This is a genomic window from Pedobacter polysacchareus (assembly GCF_019802255.1).
Classification (GTDB): Bacteria; Bacteroidota; Bacteroidia; order Sphingobacteriales; family Sphingobacteriaceae; genus Pedobacter; species Pedobacter polysacchareus.
In genome coordinates, this window is record NZ_JAHYSS010000001.1 from 250,789 (window position 1) to 270,205 (window position 19,417).

Consider the following 19,417-nt stretch of genomic DNA (forward strand, 5'->3'; position numbering starts at 1 on the left):
ATTTGGAACTTTCCGCTGTTAATGACGATCAGGTTGAAATCCTGCTTACAGATCTCCTGGAGCAATATGGCTATGATTTTACGGGATATTCTAAAGCCTCTTTAAAAAGAAGGATAAACCGTTTATATACCCTTGATAAATCGCTCAGTTTCGCCGAGTTTCGGTATAAAGTAAATAATGATCCGCTCTATTTTAAGCGGTTTGTTGAACAGATTACGGTAAATGTGACGGAAATGTTTCGTGATCCACAGTTTTTTAAAACATTGAGAGAACACGTATTACCCCAACTGGGCACTTATCCTTTTATTCGAATCTGGCTGGCCGGGTGCTCTACAGGAGAAGAGGCCTACTCCATCTCTATTGTTTTAAAAGAACTCAATTTATTGCATAAATCATTGATCTATGCCACTGATTTAAACCCTGCAGTACTCGAGAAAGCCGCTCAGGGAATGTTTGCATTAGGGCAAATGAAACAATATTCGGAAAATTATATTGCAGCTGGTGGGACGCAGGATTTTTCCAGCTACTACAGTGCAAATTATTCCCTTGCTAAATTTGATGATGAGCTGAAAAGTAAAATCATCTTTTCTACGCATAACCTGGTCTCAGATCATTCCTTCAATGAATTTCAACTGATCCTATGCCGCAATGTCCTGATCTATTTTGACCGGGACCTGCAAAATAAAGTGCTTGAACTTTTTGATGATAGTCTGGAAGATTTGGGCTATCTCGCATTAGGAACAAAAGAAACGATTGAATTTTCGGATATTCACAAACAATATAAACGATTACCAGGAAACAAAATTTGGAGGAAACAACGCTAATGAAGAAGTGTAAAGCATTTATAATCGGAGGTTCCGCAGGAAGTCTGGAAGTGCTGTTAAAGGTCCTGCCTGCTGTAGACCCTGGCCTTTCCTTTCCGATTGTTATTGTCATACACCGAAAACATGGAGCTGATTCTTTACTGCCAGGTTTACTTTCCTCAAGAACAGCAATGCCAGTTAAGGAAGCTGATGAGAAGGAAATGATGGTTCCTGGAACCATTTATATTGCCCCCTCGGATTATCATTTACTGATTGAAATGGACCATACTTTCTCTTTAGACTACTCAGAAAAAGTGAATTATTCCAGACCAGCGATAGATGTGACCTTTCAGACCGCAGCAGAAACGTTTAAAGAGGAGCTGGTTTGCCTGCTGCTTTCCGGCTCTAATGCCGACGGTGTTAATGGGCTGGCAACCGTAAAACAATGGGGCGGGATAGCTGTTATTCAGGATCCAGACTCTGCTCAAGTAGCTTATATGCCAGAACAGGCAAGAAAAAATGTGGCTATAGATCGTATCTTGCGTATCGAGGAAATTGCAGCGTTTATAAATTTACTAAGTTAGAAACAACAATATATATAAATGGGGAATTCGAAAAAGGTTTTTGTGTTTGATGACAATGCGGATATTTTGGAATTGTGTACGATCATTCTGGAGGATGCAGGCTATGAGATTAAAACCTCTGCGACTTCTAACCAGATCATTGATCAGGTAATGGCCTATATGCCAGATATCATCTTTATGGACAACTGGCTGCCGGATGTGGGCGGCATTGATGCGACAAGGGAATTGAAAAGCGATGAACGCTTAAAAAATATTCCTGTGATTTACTTTACCGCTAATAATGATGTGAAATCACTGGCGGAACAAGCTGGAGCGGATGGTTACCTGTCTAAGCCCTTTGATATTCAAGAACTGGAAGACATTATTGAAAAGCACTTAAAACAGTAGTTTTTATAGATAAAAAGGGCAATAACCAGCTATTGGTTATTGCCCTTTTTTATGGAGAAGATTAGGTCCGTTTATTTTACACCCAGTACATCTACACCCTGCTCAAAAATCACATCCACAGGAATGCCTTTTTGCGTTAGCTTGTCTAAGTCTTTTTGTAATTCAGGACTAATTACCGCATTCTCTTTTTGAACTTTCGCTACCGCGGCCTTATCACCATTACCCTGAAGGGTAATGATCAGTTTGCTCAGCTTGTTCATCGCCGTTTCGAATTTCGTGAAATCTACTTTATAGGTGCCATTCTCATTTCTGATGAAAGCGCCATTCTCTTTGAAAAAGTTAAAACATTGCATATTGGCTTTACCATGAGCACTTGCTGCGCCAAACCTTACTGAACGTAAGATCCCTGCCATATAAGTAGTGTAGAAAGTTTTTAAATCACCTTCCAGCTCACCTTTTTTCAGTAATCCTGTGACCATATATAAGCCCAGTACATCAGCTTTTCCTTCTTCTAACCAGGAATATTGCTCTTGCAAAGCTTCTTTTACGAACCCTTTACCAGTAACTGTTTTCTTGATTCCTAAACCATGAGCAACCTCATGGAACATCACATTGGCAAAGAAAGCATCGAAATTGATGTATTGCTGCTGGTCTTTGTCGATCAGCTCTTTTGAAATTGGCACCAGGATTTTGTCAAACTTGGCTTTCATGGCATTTTTCAATTGAGAACGTCTTGTCCCTTTTTTCTGTTGAATGATCTCATCATTCGGCAGGTTTACAGCAATCGTTTTTGATCCCGCATTACAGTCTCCAGCATAATAAACGACATCATAAGCGTTCAATTCAGAATCTGTACCTGGTTTTTCTTTTTTATACTTCGCATCAACTGGCAATCCTTCTTGTAATTGAGGCAGCATGGCTACATATTTGGCCAGTCGCTTACTCCAAACCTTATCTTTTACCAATACATAAGCTTCATAAGAAGCTCTGGCATTGAATAGTTTATCTTCATAATTCTCAATTGGGCCGATGATGATGTCCAGATTATTGGTTTTCATGTCTAACCAGGCATAATCACTTGCAGTAAAATCATCTGAAGTTAAAGCATCTGCACGCAGGTTCAGGTATTTTTTGAATCCTGCATCTTCCGTTAATAAAGCGGCTTGTTTCAATAATGAAGAAGCATTTTGTAATTCTGAGGCAAACAAAACATGGTAAGGAATCTCCGTTAATTTTCCTGTACTGTCTTTCTGGATTACAGAATACTGGTTGAACTTGTCTTTAAGGTCTGAATTTTCCAGCTCCGCTTTTGTCATTCCTGCAGGGTAAAAAGTAGCGCCATCAGGTTTTGTGCCGATGCTGGCAATAAATGGTTTATCTCCGTTTAAGCGATCCCATGGGCCATAATTGATCCATACAAAAGCTTTGGTTTTTTCATCTTTTATGGTACTTAATAAGCTGTCGCGCTGTGGATAAGCCTGTTTCCAAAACAAATCATCCATAATCTGTGCAGCCTGAATCAATAAAGGCAAGATCTTACGGTCGGTAGCAGATAAATCGTTCAGGTTGGTGCTCAATTTAACTTTCTCATAGATGGCAATCCGCTCGTTTACGTAACGTTGCAAACTGTCTTCACTGGAAGTGACCTCTTTGGCATGGGTATTGGTGTTTCTCTGAGGATTACTACAAGACGAAATCCCTGTAGCGATCGCGCATCCGGCAATAATAAGCGTTAATTTGCTTAAGTTCTTCATATTGATCTTTGTTTTTATCGGTAGCAAAGTTACATCAAATGCGGGCATTTTTGTCGTTATCCTGCATTGATCTGAGTATAAGATGGCAACTAAATTAGTAAAAAATAGTAATTTTACCACTTCTATCCCCTCTACTATGATTCAAACCTTTCAAATTAAAAGCGCAGGCTTACTGATGGGCGCCTTATTTTTTATGGCATCCTGTTCTACAAATAAGTACGCGGCGACGAATAAAATTTATAAGGACCAAGCCACTGGATTTGCAGAAATTATCAAATCAACACCCCCGGTAAAGCAGAGCAAAGAGACGCTGGATCCAACGATGCAAGATTGGATAGGTTCTGTAAATTTTGGAATGCGACGCCCTAATTTTGTGATCCTGCACCATACTGCACAGGACTCCCTGAACCAGACAGTGAAAACTTTTCTGAATAAGAAAGCCGAAGTAAGTGCACATTATGTGATCGGCAGAGACGGTAAGGTGGTTCAGATGGTGAACGAATACCTGCGTTCTAACCATGCAGGAGTAGGGAAATGGGGCAATGATACAGACCTGAACTCTTCTTCGATTGGCATTGAGCTTGATAATAATGGTAAGGAGCCATTTGCCGATGCCCAAATAAACAGCCTGGTGACACTTTTAGGTGTATTAAAGAAAAAATACAACATTCCTGCAGGTAACTTTATTGGTCATTCTGATGTGGCGCCTAGACGCAAAGTAGACCCTTTAAACTTTCCTTGGAAGGTTTTAGCGAAAAAAGGATTCGGGCTATGGTATGATGATGTGTTAAAAATGCCGCCGGTAGATTTTAATGCAGAATTGGCATTGAGAGCAATCGGATACAATGTAACCAATGTAAGCTCCGCGATAGTAGCCTTTAAAATCCATTTTGTACAAACGGACATCACACCGGTATTGACAGCAGCAGACAAGCTGATCTTGTTTAATCTATACACTAAATACTTGTAAACTCCTTGCAGGCGCTTTCTTGAGGAAGGAAAAGGAAAATTAACCGATATAAAAAGGCCAGATTTACGGAAATTTCCGCGGATCTGGCCTTTAATATTTAACCCTTAGTTTAAGGGATTGATGTTATTTTTTTGCTTTCGCCCAGGCATCCTTCAATCCAACCGTACGGTTAAAGATCAAATGATCCGGAGTAGATTCCTGGTCTACACAGTAATAACCTTTACGGATAAACTGATACCTCGAATCCAGGTCGGCATTGGCTAAATAAGGTTCGATATAAGCTTCTTTAATCACTTCAACGCTATCTGGGTTCAAGTAATCTTTAAAATCACCTTCTTCAGCATCTGGAGACTCTACGGTAAACAAGCGATCATAAGTTCTGATTTCTGCTTTTTTAGCGTGTTTGGTACTTACCCAGTGAATCGTTCCTTTTACGTTGATACCGCTGGTATCTTCGCCGCTTTTCGATTCCGGGATATAGGTACAATGCACCTCAGTTACGTTTCCTGCTTCATCTTTAACGAAGCTTTCACACTGTACGATGTAAGCATGTTTTAATCTTACGGTAGCACCAGGCGCTAGTCTAAACCATTTTTTAGCCGGTTCTTCCATGAAATCTTCGCGCTCAATCCAAAGCTCATTGCTGAAAGGAATGGCTCTGATTCCACCTTTATCTTCTGCTTCAGGATTGTTTTCACCATTTAAAGTTTCTTCCTGTCCTTCAGGATAGTTGGTAATGATCAGTTTAATCGGATCTAAAACCGCCATCACTCTGTTTGCTATTTTATTCAGGTGCTCACGTACGCAGAATTCCAATAAGCTGAGTTCGATCAGGTTTTCTCTTTTGGCAATACCAATTCTTTCGCAGAATTCACGGATACTATCAGGAGTATATCCTCTTCTTCTCAAACCACTGATGGTAGGCATGCGTGGATCGTCCCATCCGGTTACTACAGCCTCATTTACCAATTGAAGCAATTTTCTCTTGCTCATTACGGTATAAGAAAGGTTTAAACGGGCAAATTCATATTGTTTTGAAGGGAAAATTTCCAGATGCTCAATGAACCAGTCGTACAGTTCACGGTGAGATACGTACTCTAAAGTACAGATCGAATGCGTGATTTGCTCAATGCTGTCACTCTGTCCGTGTGCAAAGTCGTACATCGGATAAATACACCATTTATTACCTGTACGGTGATGTTCTGCATGTTTGATGCGGTAAATGATCGGATCGCGCATGATCATATTTGGGCTGGACATATCGGCCTTCGCTCTTAAAATACATGCGCCATCAGGGAATTCGCCAGCTTTCATACGGCTAAACAAGTCCAGATTCTCTGCAATGCTGCGGGAACGGTATGGGCTGTCTTTACCAGGTTCTGTTGGTGTACCTTTCAAGGCAGCAATTTCTTCCGCAGTACTGTCGTCGATATAAGCCAGGCCTTTTTCAATCAGTTTAACTGCGAAATCATATAAAGTATCAAAGTAATCTGAAGTATACAGTTCGTTTTTCCACTCAAAGCCAAGCCATTTAATGTCTTCCTGCTGGCTATCTACGTATTCGGTTTTCTCAGTTACTGGGTTGGTATCATCAAACCTAAGGTTTGTATAACCACCATATTTCTTAGTCAGACCGAAGTTCAGGCAAATCGCCTTTGCGTGTCCGATGTGTAAATAGCCATTGGGTTCAGGTGGAAAACGAGTAACTAGGGTCTCGTATTTTCCACTTTTCAAATCGTTTTCAATGATCTCTTCAATAAAGTTCAATGATCTTTCCTCACTCATAAAAACTGTAAATTTAGTCTTCAAAGTTAACATAAAACCGCTAATTTACTTACATTTACAACCTACTATTCGTATATTTTATGAGCAACACATTAAACAGACCCATTCGGGTTTTAGTGGCTAAAGTTGGATTGGATGGGCACGATAGGGGGGCAAAAGTGATTGCTACTTCCTTGCGGGATGCTGGAATGGAAGTGATTTATACTGGCCTCCGACAAACACCAGAGATGGTGGTGAACACCGCTTTACAGGAAGATGTGGACGCTATTGGAGTATCCATCTTATCTGGAGCCCACATGACCGTCTTCCCCAAAATAGTAGAAATCATGAAACAGAAAGGAGTGACAGATATTTTGCTGACCGGCGGTGGCATCATTCCTGAGAGCGATATGGACAAGTTGAAAGCCATTGGCGTTGGGGAATTGTTTGCTCCAGGAACTACCATGGAAACCATCACCAATTACATCAAAGATTGGGTAGCTGAACACAGAAATTTCTAATCTCCTTAACCGCATAAACACACCTTATATGGCTTATCAAAATCTTTTATCAGAAATCAGAGAATCGGTATTATATGTGACAATTAACAGGGAACAAAAGCTGAATGCACTCAATAAGGATACTTTGGCCGAATTGGCAGCGGTGATTGCTGATGCTGCGCAGAACGATGAAGTGCGTGCAGTACTGCTTACTGGTGCCGGACCAAAAGCCTTTGTTGCAGGAGCAGATATTTCTGAATTTGCTGCTTACTCAGGTGAACAAGGTGAAGCGCTGGCTAGAAATGGTCAGCATCAGGTATTTGATGCGATTGAAAACTGCCCGAAACCTGTTATTGCCGCGATTAACGGATTTGCTTTAGGCGGCGGATTGGAATTGGCTATGGCCTGCCACATTCGGATTGCTTCAGAAAACGCAAAATTGGGATTGCCGGAAGTGACTTTAGGGTTGATCCCGGGTTATGGCGGTACCCAGCGGTTAACGCAACTGGTGGGAAAAGGAAAAGCAATAGAAATGATCACTACTGCAGATATGATCACCGCTCTGGAAGCAGAAAAAATTGGCCTCGTTAATCACGTCGTTCCTGCAGATGAATTGCTCGCAAAAGCGGAAGAAATTCTATCAAAAATTAAACAGCGGGCACCACTTGCAATTGGCAGTGCTATCCGAGCTGTAAATGCTGCTCTCCGACATGATGAAAATGGCTTCGAAACGGAAATCAAAGAGTTTGGTAAGTGTTTTGATACAGAAGACTTTAAAGAAGGTACTTCTGCATTTTTAGAAAAAAGAAAAGCAGCGTTTTTAGGGAGATAATCGCATTTAAAACATATTTAAGGCCCATTTGATGTTTCTTCAATGGGCTTTTTTAATGGGTTAAAACTGACCTTTTTATAGGTCGTTGGATTTAAAAGTGTAGAAAATTTTTCCCATACGAAAAAAGTATTTATATTTATCTGGTTATAATACAGTAAACTATTTAATTTCCCTATGAGAAAAATATTGATTGTTGACGACGAAATAAACATCGGTTTATTACTTTCAAAGTTTTTAACCAGGAATTCGTTTAGCGTCTCAACAGCTACAAGTGGTGTTTCAGCGATGGAATATCTGGCAAAGGAAAGCTATGATCTGGTTTTGTGTGACTACCGTCTGGAAGATACGGACGGGAAAGAAATGCTCATCAAGATTAAAGAAAGCTATCCCGGCACTGGAGTAATCATTATTACAGGATATTCAGATATTAAACTAGCTGTAGAACTCATTAAGCTGGGCGCCTACGATTATATTACCAAGCCTTTGTATCCGGATGAAATCTTAAATACGATCAATAAGGCAATTGATACCCAAACTGCTTTGAATGAAAACAGATTGGAAATTCCGGCAGAAATGCCAAAACAAAAGGGTCAAAAACAGACTTACAGTCATGCGGAGAACTTCGTGATTGGTGCAAGCGGCGCTTCTAAGGAATTGCAAAGGCAGATTCATTTGGTTGCACCTACCACTTACAGTGTCATCCTGACTGGCGAAAGCGGGACAGGAAAAGAGTCGGTGGCCATGGCCATTCACCTGAACAGCCCACGTAAAGATTTACCTTTTGTGGCCATGGACTGCGGTTCATTGACCAAAGAGCTAGCAGGAAGTGAGTTTTTCGGTCATGAAAAAGGATCTTTTACCGGCGCATTATATACCAAAATTGGCCATTTTGAAATGGCAAATGGGGGTACGCTATTTTTGGATGAAGTAGGTAACCTTTCTTATGAAATCCAGGCAGCCTTACTAAGGACGGTGCAGGAACGTAAGATCAAAAGAATCGGAAGTACCAAAGAAATTGAACTGGATGTAAGGATCATCGTGGCCACGAATGAAAATCTGGCAGATGCCATTCAAAAAGGAAAATTCAGGGAAGATTTATACCATAGGTTTAATGAGTTTTCTTTGAGCTTGCCGCCACTAAGACAGCGCGGAAACGACATTATGGTGTTCGCACATACCTTCTTAAAAGGAGCAAATCAAGAGTTAAACCGCAAGATTCATGGCTTCTCTCCAGAAGTGGAAGAGTGTTTTATGACTTATAACTGGCCAGGAAACGTGAGAGAGCTGAAAAATGTAGTCAGAAGGGCATCATTGCTGACGGAAACGCAGGAAATTCAATTGAAAGCACTGCCATTAGAAATCTCTACTTATGCCAAAGCTTCTGCTATGGAAACTTCTATTGCGCGTACGGAAAAACCTCGTGACCTTAAAAATGCTGCCTTAGAAGCAGAATATGAGGCGATTTTGAAAGTATTGAGAGAAGTGAATTTTAACAAAACCAAAGCGGCGAAGATCCTGAATATCGATAGGAAAACGCTGTATAATAAAATGAGAGCTATCAACTTGGAAAGTTAAACGCGAATGTCTTTATTCACCCATAAACAACGGAATAACATCAATCTGGTGATTATCATCGCCCTGGGTTGTCTAATTGCTTATTCTATACAGGGAATCTTTGGATCAATTTTAAGTACCCTGGTGTTGTTTACGATATTAAGGCCCGCTTATATCTACCTGGTAGAAGAGAAGAAATGGAACAGACGCCTTTCTGCTCTTCTGCTGTTATTTGCCTCTGTGATCGTGCTGATCCTTCCTTTTTATGCCTTAAGCACGATGGTGATCGAGAAAATTGCAGAACTGCAAAGCGATCACATCTATTTTAAAAATATGCTTTTCAAGTTAAAGCATCTGATTCCCCTCAACAGCGACTTTCAGAATCTGGTAGAGGAGGGGATGAAAAAAGCAGGAACCTGGGCGACAGAACTTTTCCCTTCTTTAATTTCTGGTGCTTTTAACATCATACTTGGGCTCATCATCATGTATTTTCTATTGTATTTCATGCTGGTGGAGCGCGAAACTTTTGAAGCTTCTTTGATCAAATACGCACCCTTCCGGGAGCAGAATGCCTATCGTTTTGCGGAAGAAATGAGGAATACCACTTATTCCAATGTACTGGGACAAGGTTTAATCACGATTGTTCAAGGCTCATTGGTGAGCCTGGCATTTTATGTCCTCGGTTATTCTGACCCTTTATTCTGGGGGGTGGTCACGATGTTTATCTCCTTTGTTCCTGTACTTGGCCCACCGGTAGTTTTTGTGCCTGCCGCTTTATTGCAGCTGGCTAACGGGAATAATTTTGCCGGCTGGGCAATGCTCATCTTTGGGTTCGTGGTGATTATCAATATCGATAATGTGCTGCGCTTCATCATTGCCAAAAAAGTTGGAAATATTCACCCCATTATCACTGTAATTGGCGTAGTTATTGGTGTACCCTTATTTGGAATACTAGGCCTGGTCTTCGGTCCCTTGTTGTTGTCTTACTTCGTATTATTGATTAAAATATACGAAAGCAGTGCGATGGCGGCGGAAAGATTGGAAAGAATTAAAACAATTTCTGAAGGGGAATCGTTATAATTACTATATTCCAGCATCAACAAATAAATATTCAACACAAAATGTAAATGTCATGAATGATAATTCAAAAGTATTAATTGGGCTATTGGCCGGTTTAGCTGCGGGCGCCGCATTAGGATTACTATTTGCTCCAGAAAAAGGCAGTGAAACAAGAGATAAATTAAGCCAGTCGTTGAAAGACCTGGGTGATACCATCAGAGATAGAGCAGCAGATGAAATTAATCAACTGGCGAGCTTAAAGGATAAAGTGGTAGGGACTGTGAAAGAGAAACTTCGTAAAGACGAAGAAGAATTTGAAGACGATTTAGAACACGCATAGGTAATCCCAAAAGCACATTGTAATGCAGGAAAATAAAGAAAAAGATCTGGAAGGACTGGTTGGAGATGCCAAAGAGTATGTAAATACACGATTGGAGTATACCCGTTTATACCTGATTGAGCGGGGCTCAAAAATGTTTGCCGATATGGTGACTAATGCCGCAGTAGCGATTTGCTTCCTGCTCGCGTTCCTGTTTGGAACCTTTACTTTAGCCCTGTTTTTATCAGATGTACTGGGCAGTTTTACCAGGGGGTTTGGATGCGTCGCATTGATTTACCTGCTATTGGCTGTAATCGTTTATTTTACGAAAGAGAAATACATTGAAAAGGCTATCATTAATTTTACCATCAGACGCTATTTTAATAAACTAGCTGATAAAGAGGAGGAGGAAGATGAACCGAAAATATAACATCAATAACCTCGAAGATTTACACCTGCAGGTGCGACTGTTGAAATCTGAATATACTTCAAAGGGGGAAGCATTGGTTGGGGATTCTAAAAAATACTTTCACCAGTTCACACTAAGTGGCTTTATTAAGAAGTATGCCACACCATCAGCTTTCCTGAAAATTGATGATAAATTTAACATCAGCAGTAAAGTGCTTTCCATGGCACTTCCTTTGGTGATGAACAGCACCTTTTTTAAAGGCTCTGGTTTAGTCACAAAGGCTTTGGTAGGCTTAGCCTCAGGTAAACTTGGAAAGTCGCTTGATGCAGAGCATTTGTCGGCGATATTTAACTCGGTAACGGGCTGGTTTAGCAAATCAAAGAAAACAAAAGAAAAACCACCGCTGGAAGTCGATTATGGCATTCCACCAGATAGTGAAACTTACTAAGATTATAGATATATAAAAAAAGGAAGCCCTAAAGCTTCCTTTTTTTATGACTAAATGGCATTTATAACCCAATGATAGGGGTAGTTTGATGAGAAAGGTAATTAAACCGTAGTCTGGATTTTCAATTCTTTCATTTGTTTCTCATCAATAGTCGATGGACTATCAATCATTACATCTCTTCCAGAGTTGTTTTTCGGGAAAGCGATCACATCACGGATGCTATCTAATCCTGCGAAAATAGAACACAATCTGTCAAATCCGAAAGCAATACCACCATGTGGAGGTGCGCCAAATTCGAAAGCATCCATCAGGAAGCCAAATTGTTTTTGTGCATCTTCCGGAGAGAAGCCTAAATGCTTGAACATTAAAGCCTGAAGCGTTCTGTCGTGGATACGGATAGAACCACCGCCGATTTCAGTACCATTTACCACCATATCATAAGCATTTGCCCTTACATTTCCTGGATCAGTATCTAGTAAAGCAATATCCTCCGGTTTTGGAGAAGTAAATGGGTGGTGCATTGCATGGTAACGCTCTGTTTCCTCATCCCATTCCAATAGCGGGAAGTCCAATACCCAAAGGGCGCTGAATTTGTTTTTATCACGTAAACCAAGGCGAGTACCCATTTCAAGGCGTAATTCGCTCAATTGCTTGCGTACTTTATCTGTCAGACCTGACATGATCAACACTAAATCACCCGGTTGGGTATTCATTGCTGCTGACCATTTTTTCAGTTCTTCTTCATTATAAAACTTATCTACAGAAGATTTTAATGAACCATCTTCGTTATGACGCATGTAAATCAGGCCTGTTGCCCCAATCTGCTGACGTTTTACAAATTCTGTCAATTCGTCCATCTGCTTTCTGGTATAGCTTGCGCAACCAGCCGCATTGATTCCGATGATCATTTCTGCACTGTCAAAAACAGGGAAATCTTTTCCTTTTACCAGCTCCGTCAATTCCACGAACTGCATCTCAAAACGGGTATCGGGTTTATCAGAACCATAGAATTTCATGGCATCTGAATACTGCATTCTTGGAACTTCCGGCAAATCAAAGTTCTTCAGGTCTTTGAATAAGGTACGGATCAATCCTTCGAAAGTATTTAAAATGTCTTCTTGTTCAATGAAAGACATTTCACAGTCGATCTGTGTAAATTCCGGCTGCCTGTCTGCGCGTAAATCCTCATCTCTGAAACATTTAACGATCTGGAAATAACGGTCGAAACCAGACACCATTAGTAATTGCTTGAACGTTTGCGGCGACTGTGGAAGGGCATAAAACTGTCCTTCGTTCATTCTGCTTGGTACCACAAAATCTCTTGCACCTTCTGGTGTAGATTTGATCAATACCGGTGTTTCTACCTCGATAAAGTCCAGATTGTCTAAATAACGACGAACGGCTTGGGCCATTTTATGACGCAATACCATGTTGTTACGGATCGGATTTCTACGTAAATCCAGGTAACGATATTTCATACGCAAATCATCACCACCATCAGTTTCATCATCGATCATGAATGGAGGTAGTTTTGCTGCGTTCAGTATTTCTAATGCAGTGATTTTAATTTCGACTTCACCTGTAGGCATTTTCAGGTTTTTGTTGGAGCGTTCTACCACAAGACCGCTGGCTTTAATTACAAATTCCCTGCCCAGGCTACGTGCCGCCTCGCATAATTCCCGGTTGTCGTCCATATTGAAAACAAGTTGGGTAATCCCGTATCTGTCGCGGATGTCAATAAAAGTCATCCCTCCTAAATCCCTGGATTTTTGAACCCAGCCACATAAGATTACATTTTCACCTAAATTCTCAATAGTTAGAGCTCCGCAAGTAGTTGTTCTTAACATTATTAAAAGTATTAAGTCCCAAAAATATTGATTTTGAACCGGATATTTCAACCCTCATTGAATTTAGCTCAGTATATTGAAAATATTTTTGTTTGAGATGCAACGTTTTAAAAAACCACCTGTCTTATAATCGAATTGGAAAACATTGGAAACTGTATACATCGATAAACACGTAACACTCGTTCAGGAGTGCCGGCAAGGAAACCGGAAAGCACAATTTGAAATCTACAAATTGTATGCTAAGGCTATGTATAACGTAGCGCTGAGAATAGTGAACTTCGATGATGAGGCAGAAGATGTCTTGCAGGAAGCATTTCTGGATGCTTTTACTCGGATAGAGAGCTTTAGAGGAGAGACTACTTTTGGCCTTTGGCTGAAGCAGATCGTGATCAATAAATCGATCAATTACCTCAGAAAGCGAAAGGTAGAGTTTGTGAGCCTGGAAGAAGTAGAGGTAGCAGAACCGCAGACGCTAGACGAAGAAGACCTGGAATTGAGGGTAGAGGAGGTGAGAATGGCAATTGCCAAACTGCCAGACCGATACCGTGTGGTGCTCAGCTTATATCTTTTTGAAGGCTACGACCATGAAGAGATTGCACATATTTTGAAAATAGCGGAGAGCACCTCCAGAACACAGTATATGCGTGCGAAAATGAAATTAAATGATTTATTAGTAATGAGAGGGGTATAGCGATGAACAAGAGGAGTATCGAAGAGTACATTAAGGAAAACAAAAAGGAGTTTGACTTTAACACACCATCCGACCAGTTATGGGCCAGGATTGAAGCAGGATTAGACAAAGAGAAGGTAAAAAAAAAATCGGGAATGCCATTTTGGTTAGGTATAGCTGCATCGCTGATCCTGATCATGACGGTTACTTTTATGTATACCTCTCGTAAGGGGGGGAAACAGGAACTGGAAATTGCAGACATCAGCCCGGTTTATGGAAAGAAAGAAATGAAGTTTGCCAGCCTGATTGAAGAAAAAAAAGACAGCTTGCAGGTCTTTGCAAAGAAAAATCCAGTGTTATATAAGCAGTTCAGCTCAGATCTGAACCAGCTGGACGGTGATTATGAAAAGTTAAAAAAAGAATTACAGCATAGTCCGAATCAAGAGATCGTAGTAAGGGCAATGGTAAAAAACCTGGAACTGCAATTACAGGTGATCAATCAGCAGTTGTCGATCATCAATGAAGTGAATCAAATCAAAGAGGAGAATCAAATATGAAAAAGTTAGTTTGGGGAATGAGTGGCCTGTTATTGGTTGCCAATTTTGCCGGCGCCCAGTCGGTGGTAAAAGAACTGAACGATGCGCCGAGGATGGCCGTCATGGTTCCTCTGCAAGTAGATTTAAACGTCGGGCCAATTGCAGCCTTACCGCCGCTGCCACCATTACCTCCTCTGAATCATCAGGACAGTGATCGTCAGGATGATGCCGAAGATCCTGGGAAATCAAAAACTTTCTCTAAAACTTTTACAGCTGACGCCGGTGATAAATTGAGCATCAGCAACAAATATGGTGCTGTAGTGATCAAAACATGGGATAGAAGAGAAGTAAAGGTGGATGTAGACATCAAAGCCTATAGCAAGGATGCCGATGATGCACAGCGTTTATTGGATGAAACCAGTATTGATGCGGGAAAATCCGGAGATCAGATTTCCTTTAAAACCAATATCGGATCAAGAGATGGCCGTTATGGCAGCAGTGTAAGGAACGGGAAAGTGATCTGGAGAAGAGAAGTGAAGATCAATTATGTGGTATATATGCCGGCTACTATGGCATTAACCGTGAATAACCAATATGGTGGACTGACGATGTCTGATTTTTCCGGCGCACTTTCTGTAAAACTTCAATATGGCGCATTTACCGCAGGTAATTTATCTAGTACCAACAATTATATAAACGTACAATACGGGCAAACAGATATAGCCAATATGAACAAAGGCGTGATCAAGCAGCAATATGGAGCTGCACTGAAACTAGGTACGGTAGGTACGCTGGATTTGGACGCACAATATGTGGGTGTAACGATTACGGCGATCAAAGGCGATGCACAGATCAAACAGCAGTACGGAAAAGGGCTAAACATTGGCTCGGTAAATAACCTGGACCTGAACGCACAGTACACCAATGTAAATGTGAGCATCGTGAATGGAAATGCAAACATTAAGCAGCAATACAATAACATTACGATTGGTTCGGTAAATAAGCTAAGCATCAATGGGCAGTATACGACTGTTAAAGTAGGTACGCTAAAAGGAGATGGAAATTTCGACCTGGGCTATAATAAGCTGGTCGTTGATCATGTGCTTCCAGGCTGTAAAGTTTTAACAGTAAATTCTAATTATACTGGGGTTTCTCTTGGCTTTGCCAGCAATTACAGTGGGGATTTTGAAGTAAGAGCGAACTATGGCGGCTTTAATCCAGGTAATAATGTGAGTTCAAAACTAGTTTCTGAAAGTGGCAGTACAAAGCATTACGCTGGTAAGATCGGAAACGGAGGGAATGGAAATGTGACTGTACGTACAAATTACGGAGGGGTTTCCTTCAATTAATCCAGAACATAACCTATTTTAAGGAAAAGCCTGTTGATAAATTCAGCAGGCTTTTTTTATATCTTAGTGGCTTGATTTATTTTATTTCACATGGAAATTTTTAGCAGCCCGGAAGCCTGGATATCGCTCATTACCTTAACCATACTAGAGATCGTATTGGGTATTGACAACATCGTATTCATTTCAATTTTAGCAGGAAAACTGCCCGCAGATCAGCAGAAAAAAGCACGGCAAGTGGGTTTAGGACTAGCGATGATTACCAGAGTCCTGCTTTTACTATCCCTCACCTGGGTGATGAAATTAACTGCACCATTGTTTAATGTGGGCGATTGGATTGGCATCAGCAATGGCGAATGGCTGGAGAAACTGGCGATTTCCGGTAGGGACCTCATCCTCATCATTGGTGGGTTATTCCTGATTTATAAAAGCACACATGAGATCCACCAGAAACTGGAAGGCGAAGAAGAGGGCGGCATCAAAGGAAAAGTTCATTCCTTCATGGGCATTATTATACAGATCCTGATTTTAGACGTGGTATTCTCCTTAGACTCTGTCATTACAGCGGTTGGGATGGCAGACCATATAGAGATCATGATTGCAGCAGTTATCATTGCTGTATTGATCATGCTGGTATCAGCAGCAACGATTAGTGACTTCGTCAATAAGCACCCGACAGTTAAAATGCTGGCTTTATCCTTCTTGTTGTTGATCGGTGTTTCCCTGCTTGCAGAAGGATTAGACCAGCACATTCCTAAGGGATATATCTATTTTGCCATGGCCTTCTCGGTATTGGTAGAAATGCTGAATCTAAAAATGAAAAAAAGCAATAAACCTGTAGAACTTAAGAATACCCCGCACGAAAACAAGTAATTTTACCGCATGATTTCATTTTTTGAAGCCGCACTGGCCGAATTATCTATACACCGCATTGGAAATAAAGCACAGGACGAATTTTATGTCCTTTCTGAAAAGTCTATTCCTGTAAAAGACAATATGCTGAGCAATTTATTGCAGCAGTATTTTTTAGGACCCTTTGCGAAAGTGAATGAGATTTATCATTTCACACATCCAAATGCAGATTTAAACCTGAATGAAGTGTATCATTTTGCTGCCAAAATTTTTGAGGATGGCACTACATTTCATGAATACAGCATGGAGCTCGCAAAATACCTGTATGATGTTTCGGGGCATCCGAAAATCAAACCAGGAGAGTTGTATGTCGCCTATTTTGAAAATGTACAGATCGAAGGAGAGCTTCATGATGCCATTGGAATCTTTAAATCAGAGACTAAAGAGCCTTTTTTAAAGGTTTATCCGGAAGAAGGTGGTTTTGGTTTGGGTTATGAAGAAGATGCGATCAATATCAATAAGCTGGATAAAGGCTGTTTGATTTTTAATACAGATAAAGAAGAAGGTTTCCGAGTTGCAGTGATCGATCAAACCAATAAAAGCGCAGAAGCGGTATACTGGAAAGATGAGTTTTTGAAATTGAAAATCAGAAATGACAACTTTAACCAGACGAATAGCGTATTGGGTGTTTACAAGAATTTTGTAACGGAGAAATTGGATCAGGAATTTGACATTTCCAAAGCAGATAAGATCGATTTACTGAACAAATCCATGAAATATTTCAAGGAAAAAGAGAGTTTCGACCTGGATGAGTTTTCGAATGAGGTAATTGGCAATGCCGAGGGAATTGAGTCTTTCAAGAACTATAAAAAGAGTTATGAAGAGGAGTTTGATACCCCGATTGCAGATACTTTTGACATTTCCGGCGCTGCGGTAAAAAAGCAAACCAGAGCTTATAAAAGCGTCTTAAAGCTGGATAAGAACTTCCACATCTACATCCATGGAGATAAAGATCTGATTGAGAAGGGCTATGATGATGATAAATCAATGAACTACTATAAAGTGTATTTCAGAGAAGAAGAATAAACCTTTCTTTTAGTGTCAAATTATAATCAAAAGAACCAATTCGTTTAGAGTCTCTAAACGAATTGGTTCTTTTTTTGCAAATTACTTTTGTTGACAGTTAATAGTTGAGAAATAATAGTAGCTTTAGTTCTGAAGCCAAATTATTTCCTTAACGTATGAACCCGGAATTACAGAAGAACAGTATTTTCAAAGTCATTGGTGCCTCTTCCCTGGGGACATTGATCGAATGGTATGATTTTTATATTTTTGGTAGCCTTGCGACCATCATTGGTGCGCAGCTTTTTCCTGCCGATGCAGGAGCTTCAGCGCTCATCAATACACTGGCGATTTTTGCTGCCGGTTTTATTGTGAGGCCTTTTGGCGCCCTTGTATTTGGTCGTTTGGGCGATTTAATTGGCCGTAAATACACTTTTCTCCTGACTTTAGTGTTAATGGGTGGCTCTACCTTTTTAATCGGCCTGATCCCTTCTTATTCCAGTATTGGTTATGCCGCCCCGATTTTAGTGCTGATCCTGCGTTTAGTGCAAGGCCTAGCCTTAGGAGGAGAGTATGGTGGTGCCGCTACTTATGTCGCGGAGCATGCACCTGCCAATAAAAGAGGATTTTTTACCAGCTGGATTCAAACCACCGCTACCGGAGGATTATTTCTATCCTTAGGCGTGATTGTATTGACAAAAAACCTATTAGGGGCCGATGACTTTGCGGCCTGGGGCTGGAGGATTCCATTCCTATTGTCGATTCTGCTGGTAGGAGTATCCATCTATATCAGGATGAAAATGCATGAATCTCCAATGTTTACCAAATTGAAAACAGAAGGAAAGGTCTCGAAAAACCCTTTAAAGGAAAGTTTCAATAATAAAGCAAACTTTAAAATGGTGCTGCTAGCCTTGTTTGGTGCCACAATGGGGCAGGGCGTGATCTGGTACACCGGACAATTTTATGCGCAATCCTTCATTGAAAACACCTGTAAAGTGGATTTTAACGATTCCAGATATATTTTGCTCTGGGGCATCGCCTTTGCGACGCCTTTCTTTGTGATCTTTGGCTCCTGGAGCGACCGGGTCGGTCGGAAATGGATCATGCTAACTGGAATGTTGCTCGGAATCATCTTTTATCGGCCTATTTACCAGATATTTTTAGACGATACAGATTTCAGTAAAATAACACAAGAAGATATTTTATCGGTTGAAGATCCGGTGATTACGCGGGCGGCGATTGATGGTGGTGTAGATAGTCTGGTGACCACCACTGCTTTAGTGACTTTGGTAGATGGCAGTAGTTACCACAAAGTACAATCTCACACGAAATTTGCCGCTGCGGATAAACCAATTGAGATTCACCCTGAGGTACTAAAAGATAAAAAACTATCAACCCCCGTATTCTGGAAATTTGTATTCCTGATTTTCTTCCAGATTTTACTGGTGACTATGGTGTACGGTCCTATCGCTGCATTTTTAGTGGAGCTATTCCCTACAAAGATCAGGTATACTTCCATGTCCTTGCCTTATCATGTTGGAAACGGTGTATTTGGCGGACTGGTGCCTTTTATCGCCACGCTGATTGCCAGTTTCTCCGGTTCTACGCCTTTATCCGGCCTCTGGTATCCGATCGGTATTGCCGCATTAAGCTTTGTGATTGGTGCCGTTTACCTGTCCAATAAAAAACCTGTGGAAGCAGAAATTGAAGATTAAACGCCT

Annotated in this window: 20 protein-coding genes; 17 read left to right on the forward strand and 3 right to left on the reverse strand. The window is 40.8% G+C overall.

Annotated elements, in window-relative coordinates; all coding sequences use genetic code 11:
* Positions 1 to 2: 2 nt before the first annotated feature.
* Genes K7X70_RS00965 through K7X70_RS00975 form a run of 3 tightly spaced genes read left to right on the forward strand, consistent with a single transcriptional unit; the run spans position 3 to position 1,774 of the window.
* Positions 3 to 824, forward strand: a complete 822-nt coding sequence (locus tag K7X70_RS00965) for a CheR family methyltransferase (RefSeq protein WP_222535319.1) — start codon at positions 3 to 5, stop codon at positions 822 to 824.
* Entirely contained in the window at positions 824 to 1,387 is a 564-nt protein-coding gene (locus K7X70_RS00970) for a chemotaxis protein CheB (protein ID WP_222535320.1), read from the forward strand. Before K7X70_RS00965 ends, K7X70_RS00970 begins: the two co-directional genes overlap by 1 nt.
* Before the next feature lie 18 nt (positions 1,388 to 1,405).
* Positions 1,406 to 1,774 carry a response regulator gene (locus K7X70_RS00975; protein WP_222535321.1) on the forward strand — a complete coding sequence of 123 codons (369 nt, stop codon included), beginning with the start codon at positions 1,406 to 1,408 and terminating at the stop codon, positions 1,772 to 1,774.
* 71 nt (positions 1,775 to 1,845) lie between these two features.
* Here the strand turns inward: K7X70_RS00975 and K7X70_RS00980 are convergent, their stop codons facing one another.
* Entirely contained in the window at positions 1,846 to 3,528 is a 1,683-nt protein-coding gene (locus K7X70_RS00980; RefSeq protein ID WP_255606854.1) for a DUF8614 domain-containing protein, read from the reverse strand.
* Between the two features lie 136 nt (positions 3,529 to 3,664).
* Here K7X70_RS00980 and K7X70_RS00985 point away from each other — a divergent pair, with 136 nt between their 5' ends.
* Positions 3,665 to 4,498, forward strand: a complete 834-nt coding sequence (locus K7X70_RS00985) for an N-acetylmuramoyl-L-alanine amidase (protein WP_222535835.1) — start codon at positions 3,665 to 3,667, stop codon at positions 4,496 to 4,498.
* Positions 4,499 to 4,621: 123 nt separating this feature from the next.
* On the opposite strand, the gene K7X70_RS00990 is transcribed toward K7X70_RS00985, so the two are convergent.
* Positions 4,622 to 6,283: a glutamine--tRNA ligase/YqeY domain fusion protein gene (locus tag K7X70_RS00990; protein WP_222535323.1), complete on the reverse strand. Its 1,662-nt coding sequence runs from the start codon at positions 6,281 to 6,283 to the stop codon at positions 4,622 to 4,624.
* Between the two features lie 80 nt (positions 6,284 to 6,363).
* Between K7X70_RS00990 and K7X70_RS00995 the strand changes: the two genes are divergently transcribed.
* The 7 genes from K7X70_RS00995 (at position 6,364) to K7X70_RS01025 (ending at position 11,383) form a co-directional block, all read left to right on the forward strand.
* Positions 6,364 to 6,783, forward strand: coding sequence for a cobalamin B12-binding domain-containing protein (locus tag K7X70_RS00995; RefSeq protein ID WP_222535324.1), 420 nt, complete (start codon positions 6,364 to 6,366; stop codon positions 6,781 to 6,783).
* Between the two features lie 28 nt (positions 6,784 to 6,811).
* Positions 6,812 to 7,594, forward strand: coding sequence for an enoyl-CoA hydratase/isomerase family protein (locus tag K7X70_RS01000; RefSeq protein ID WP_222535325.1), 783 nt, complete (start codon positions 6,812 to 6,814; stop codon positions 7,592 to 7,594).
* 174 nt (positions 7,595 to 7,768) lie between these two features.
* Positions 7,769 to 9,169, forward strand: a complete 1,401-nt coding sequence (locus K7X70_RS01005; protein ID WP_222535326.1) for a sigma-54-dependent transcriptional regulator — start codon at positions 7,769 to 7,771, stop codon at positions 9,167 to 9,169.
* 6 nt (positions 9,170 to 9,175) lie between these two features.
* Complete coding sequence (locus K7X70_RS01010; RefSeq protein ID WP_222535327.1) at positions 9,176 to 10,228, forward strand: AI-2E family transporter; 1,053 nt, start codon at positions 9,176 to 9,178, stop codon at positions 10,226 to 10,228.
* Between the two features lie 52 nt (positions 10,229 to 10,280).
* Positions 10,281 to 10,547 (forward strand): YtxH domain-containing protein, encoded by a 267-nt coding sequence (locus tag K7X70_RS01015; protein WP_222535328.1) that lies wholly within the window; start codon positions 10,281 to 10,283, stop codon positions 10,545 to 10,547.
* Between the two features lie 22 nt (positions 10,548 to 10,569).
* Positions 10,570 to 10,956 carry a phage holin family protein gene (locus K7X70_RS01020; protein WP_222535329.1) on the forward strand — a complete coding sequence of 129 codons (387 nt, stop codon included), beginning with the start codon at positions 10,570 to 10,572 and terminating at the stop codon, positions 10,954 to 10,956.
* Complete coding sequence (locus tag K7X70_RS01025) at positions 10,940 to 11,383, forward strand: hypothetical protein (RefSeq protein ID WP_222535330.1); 444 nt, start codon at positions 10,940 to 10,942, stop codon at positions 11,381 to 11,383. Before K7X70_RS01020 ends, K7X70_RS01025 begins: the two co-directional genes overlap by 17 nt.
* A 101-nt stretch (positions 11,384 to 11,484) precedes the next feature.
* On the opposite strand, the gene aspS is transcribed toward K7X70_RS01025, so the two are convergent.
* Positions 11,485 to 13,230 carry an aspartate--tRNA ligase gene (gene aspS / locus K7X70_RS01030; protein WP_222535331.1) on the reverse strand — a complete coding sequence of 582 codons (1,746 nt, stop codon included), beginning with the start codon at positions 13,228 to 13,230 and terminating at the stop codon, positions 11,485 to 11,487.
* A gap of 145 nt (positions 13,231 to 13,375) precedes the next feature.
* Between aspS and K7X70_RS01035 the strand changes: the two genes are divergently transcribed.
* From K7X70_RS01035 to K7X70_RS01060, 6 genes are all read left to right on the forward strand, one after another.
* Positions 13,376 to 13,921 carry an RNA polymerase sigma factor gene (locus K7X70_RS01035; protein ID WP_222535332.1) on the forward strand — a complete coding sequence of 182 codons (546 nt, stop codon included), beginning with the start codon at positions 13,376 to 13,378 and terminating at the stop codon, positions 13,919 to 13,921.
* A gap of 2 nt (positions 13,922 to 13,923) precedes the next feature.
* Positions 13,924 to 14,457 (forward strand): hypothetical protein, encoded by a 534-nt coding sequence (locus K7X70_RS01040; protein WP_222535333.1) that lies wholly within the window; start codon positions 13,924 to 13,926, stop codon positions 14,455 to 14,457.
* A complete protein-coding gene (locus K7X70_RS01045; protein WP_222535334.1) occupies positions 14,454 to 15,785 on the forward strand; it encodes a hypothetical protein in 1,332 nt (443 codons plus the stop codon). Before K7X70_RS01040 ends, K7X70_RS01045 begins: the two co-directional genes overlap by 4 nt.
* 90 nt (positions 15,786 to 15,875) lie before the next feature.
* Positions 15,876 to 16,655, forward strand: coding sequence for a TerC family protein (locus tag K7X70_RS01050; protein ID WP_222535335.1), 780 nt, complete (start codon positions 15,876 to 15,878; stop codon positions 16,653 to 16,655).
* A 9-nt stretch (positions 16,656 to 16,664) separates the two neighbouring features.
* The gene (locus K7X70_RS01055; RefSeq protein WP_187667177.1) at positions 16,665 to 17,720 is read left to right on the forward strand and encodes a nucleoid-associated protein; all 1,056 of its coding nucleotides are present in this window, start codon (positions 16,665 to 16,667) and stop codon (positions 17,718 to 17,720) included.
* A 155-nt stretch (positions 17,721 to 17,875) separates the two neighbouring features.
* A complete protein-coding gene (locus K7X70_RS01060; RefSeq protein WP_222535336.1) occupies positions 17,876 to 19,411 on the forward strand; it encodes an MFS transporter in 1,536 nt (511 codons plus the stop codon).
* Positions 19,412 to 19,417 lie beyond the last annotated feature (6 nt).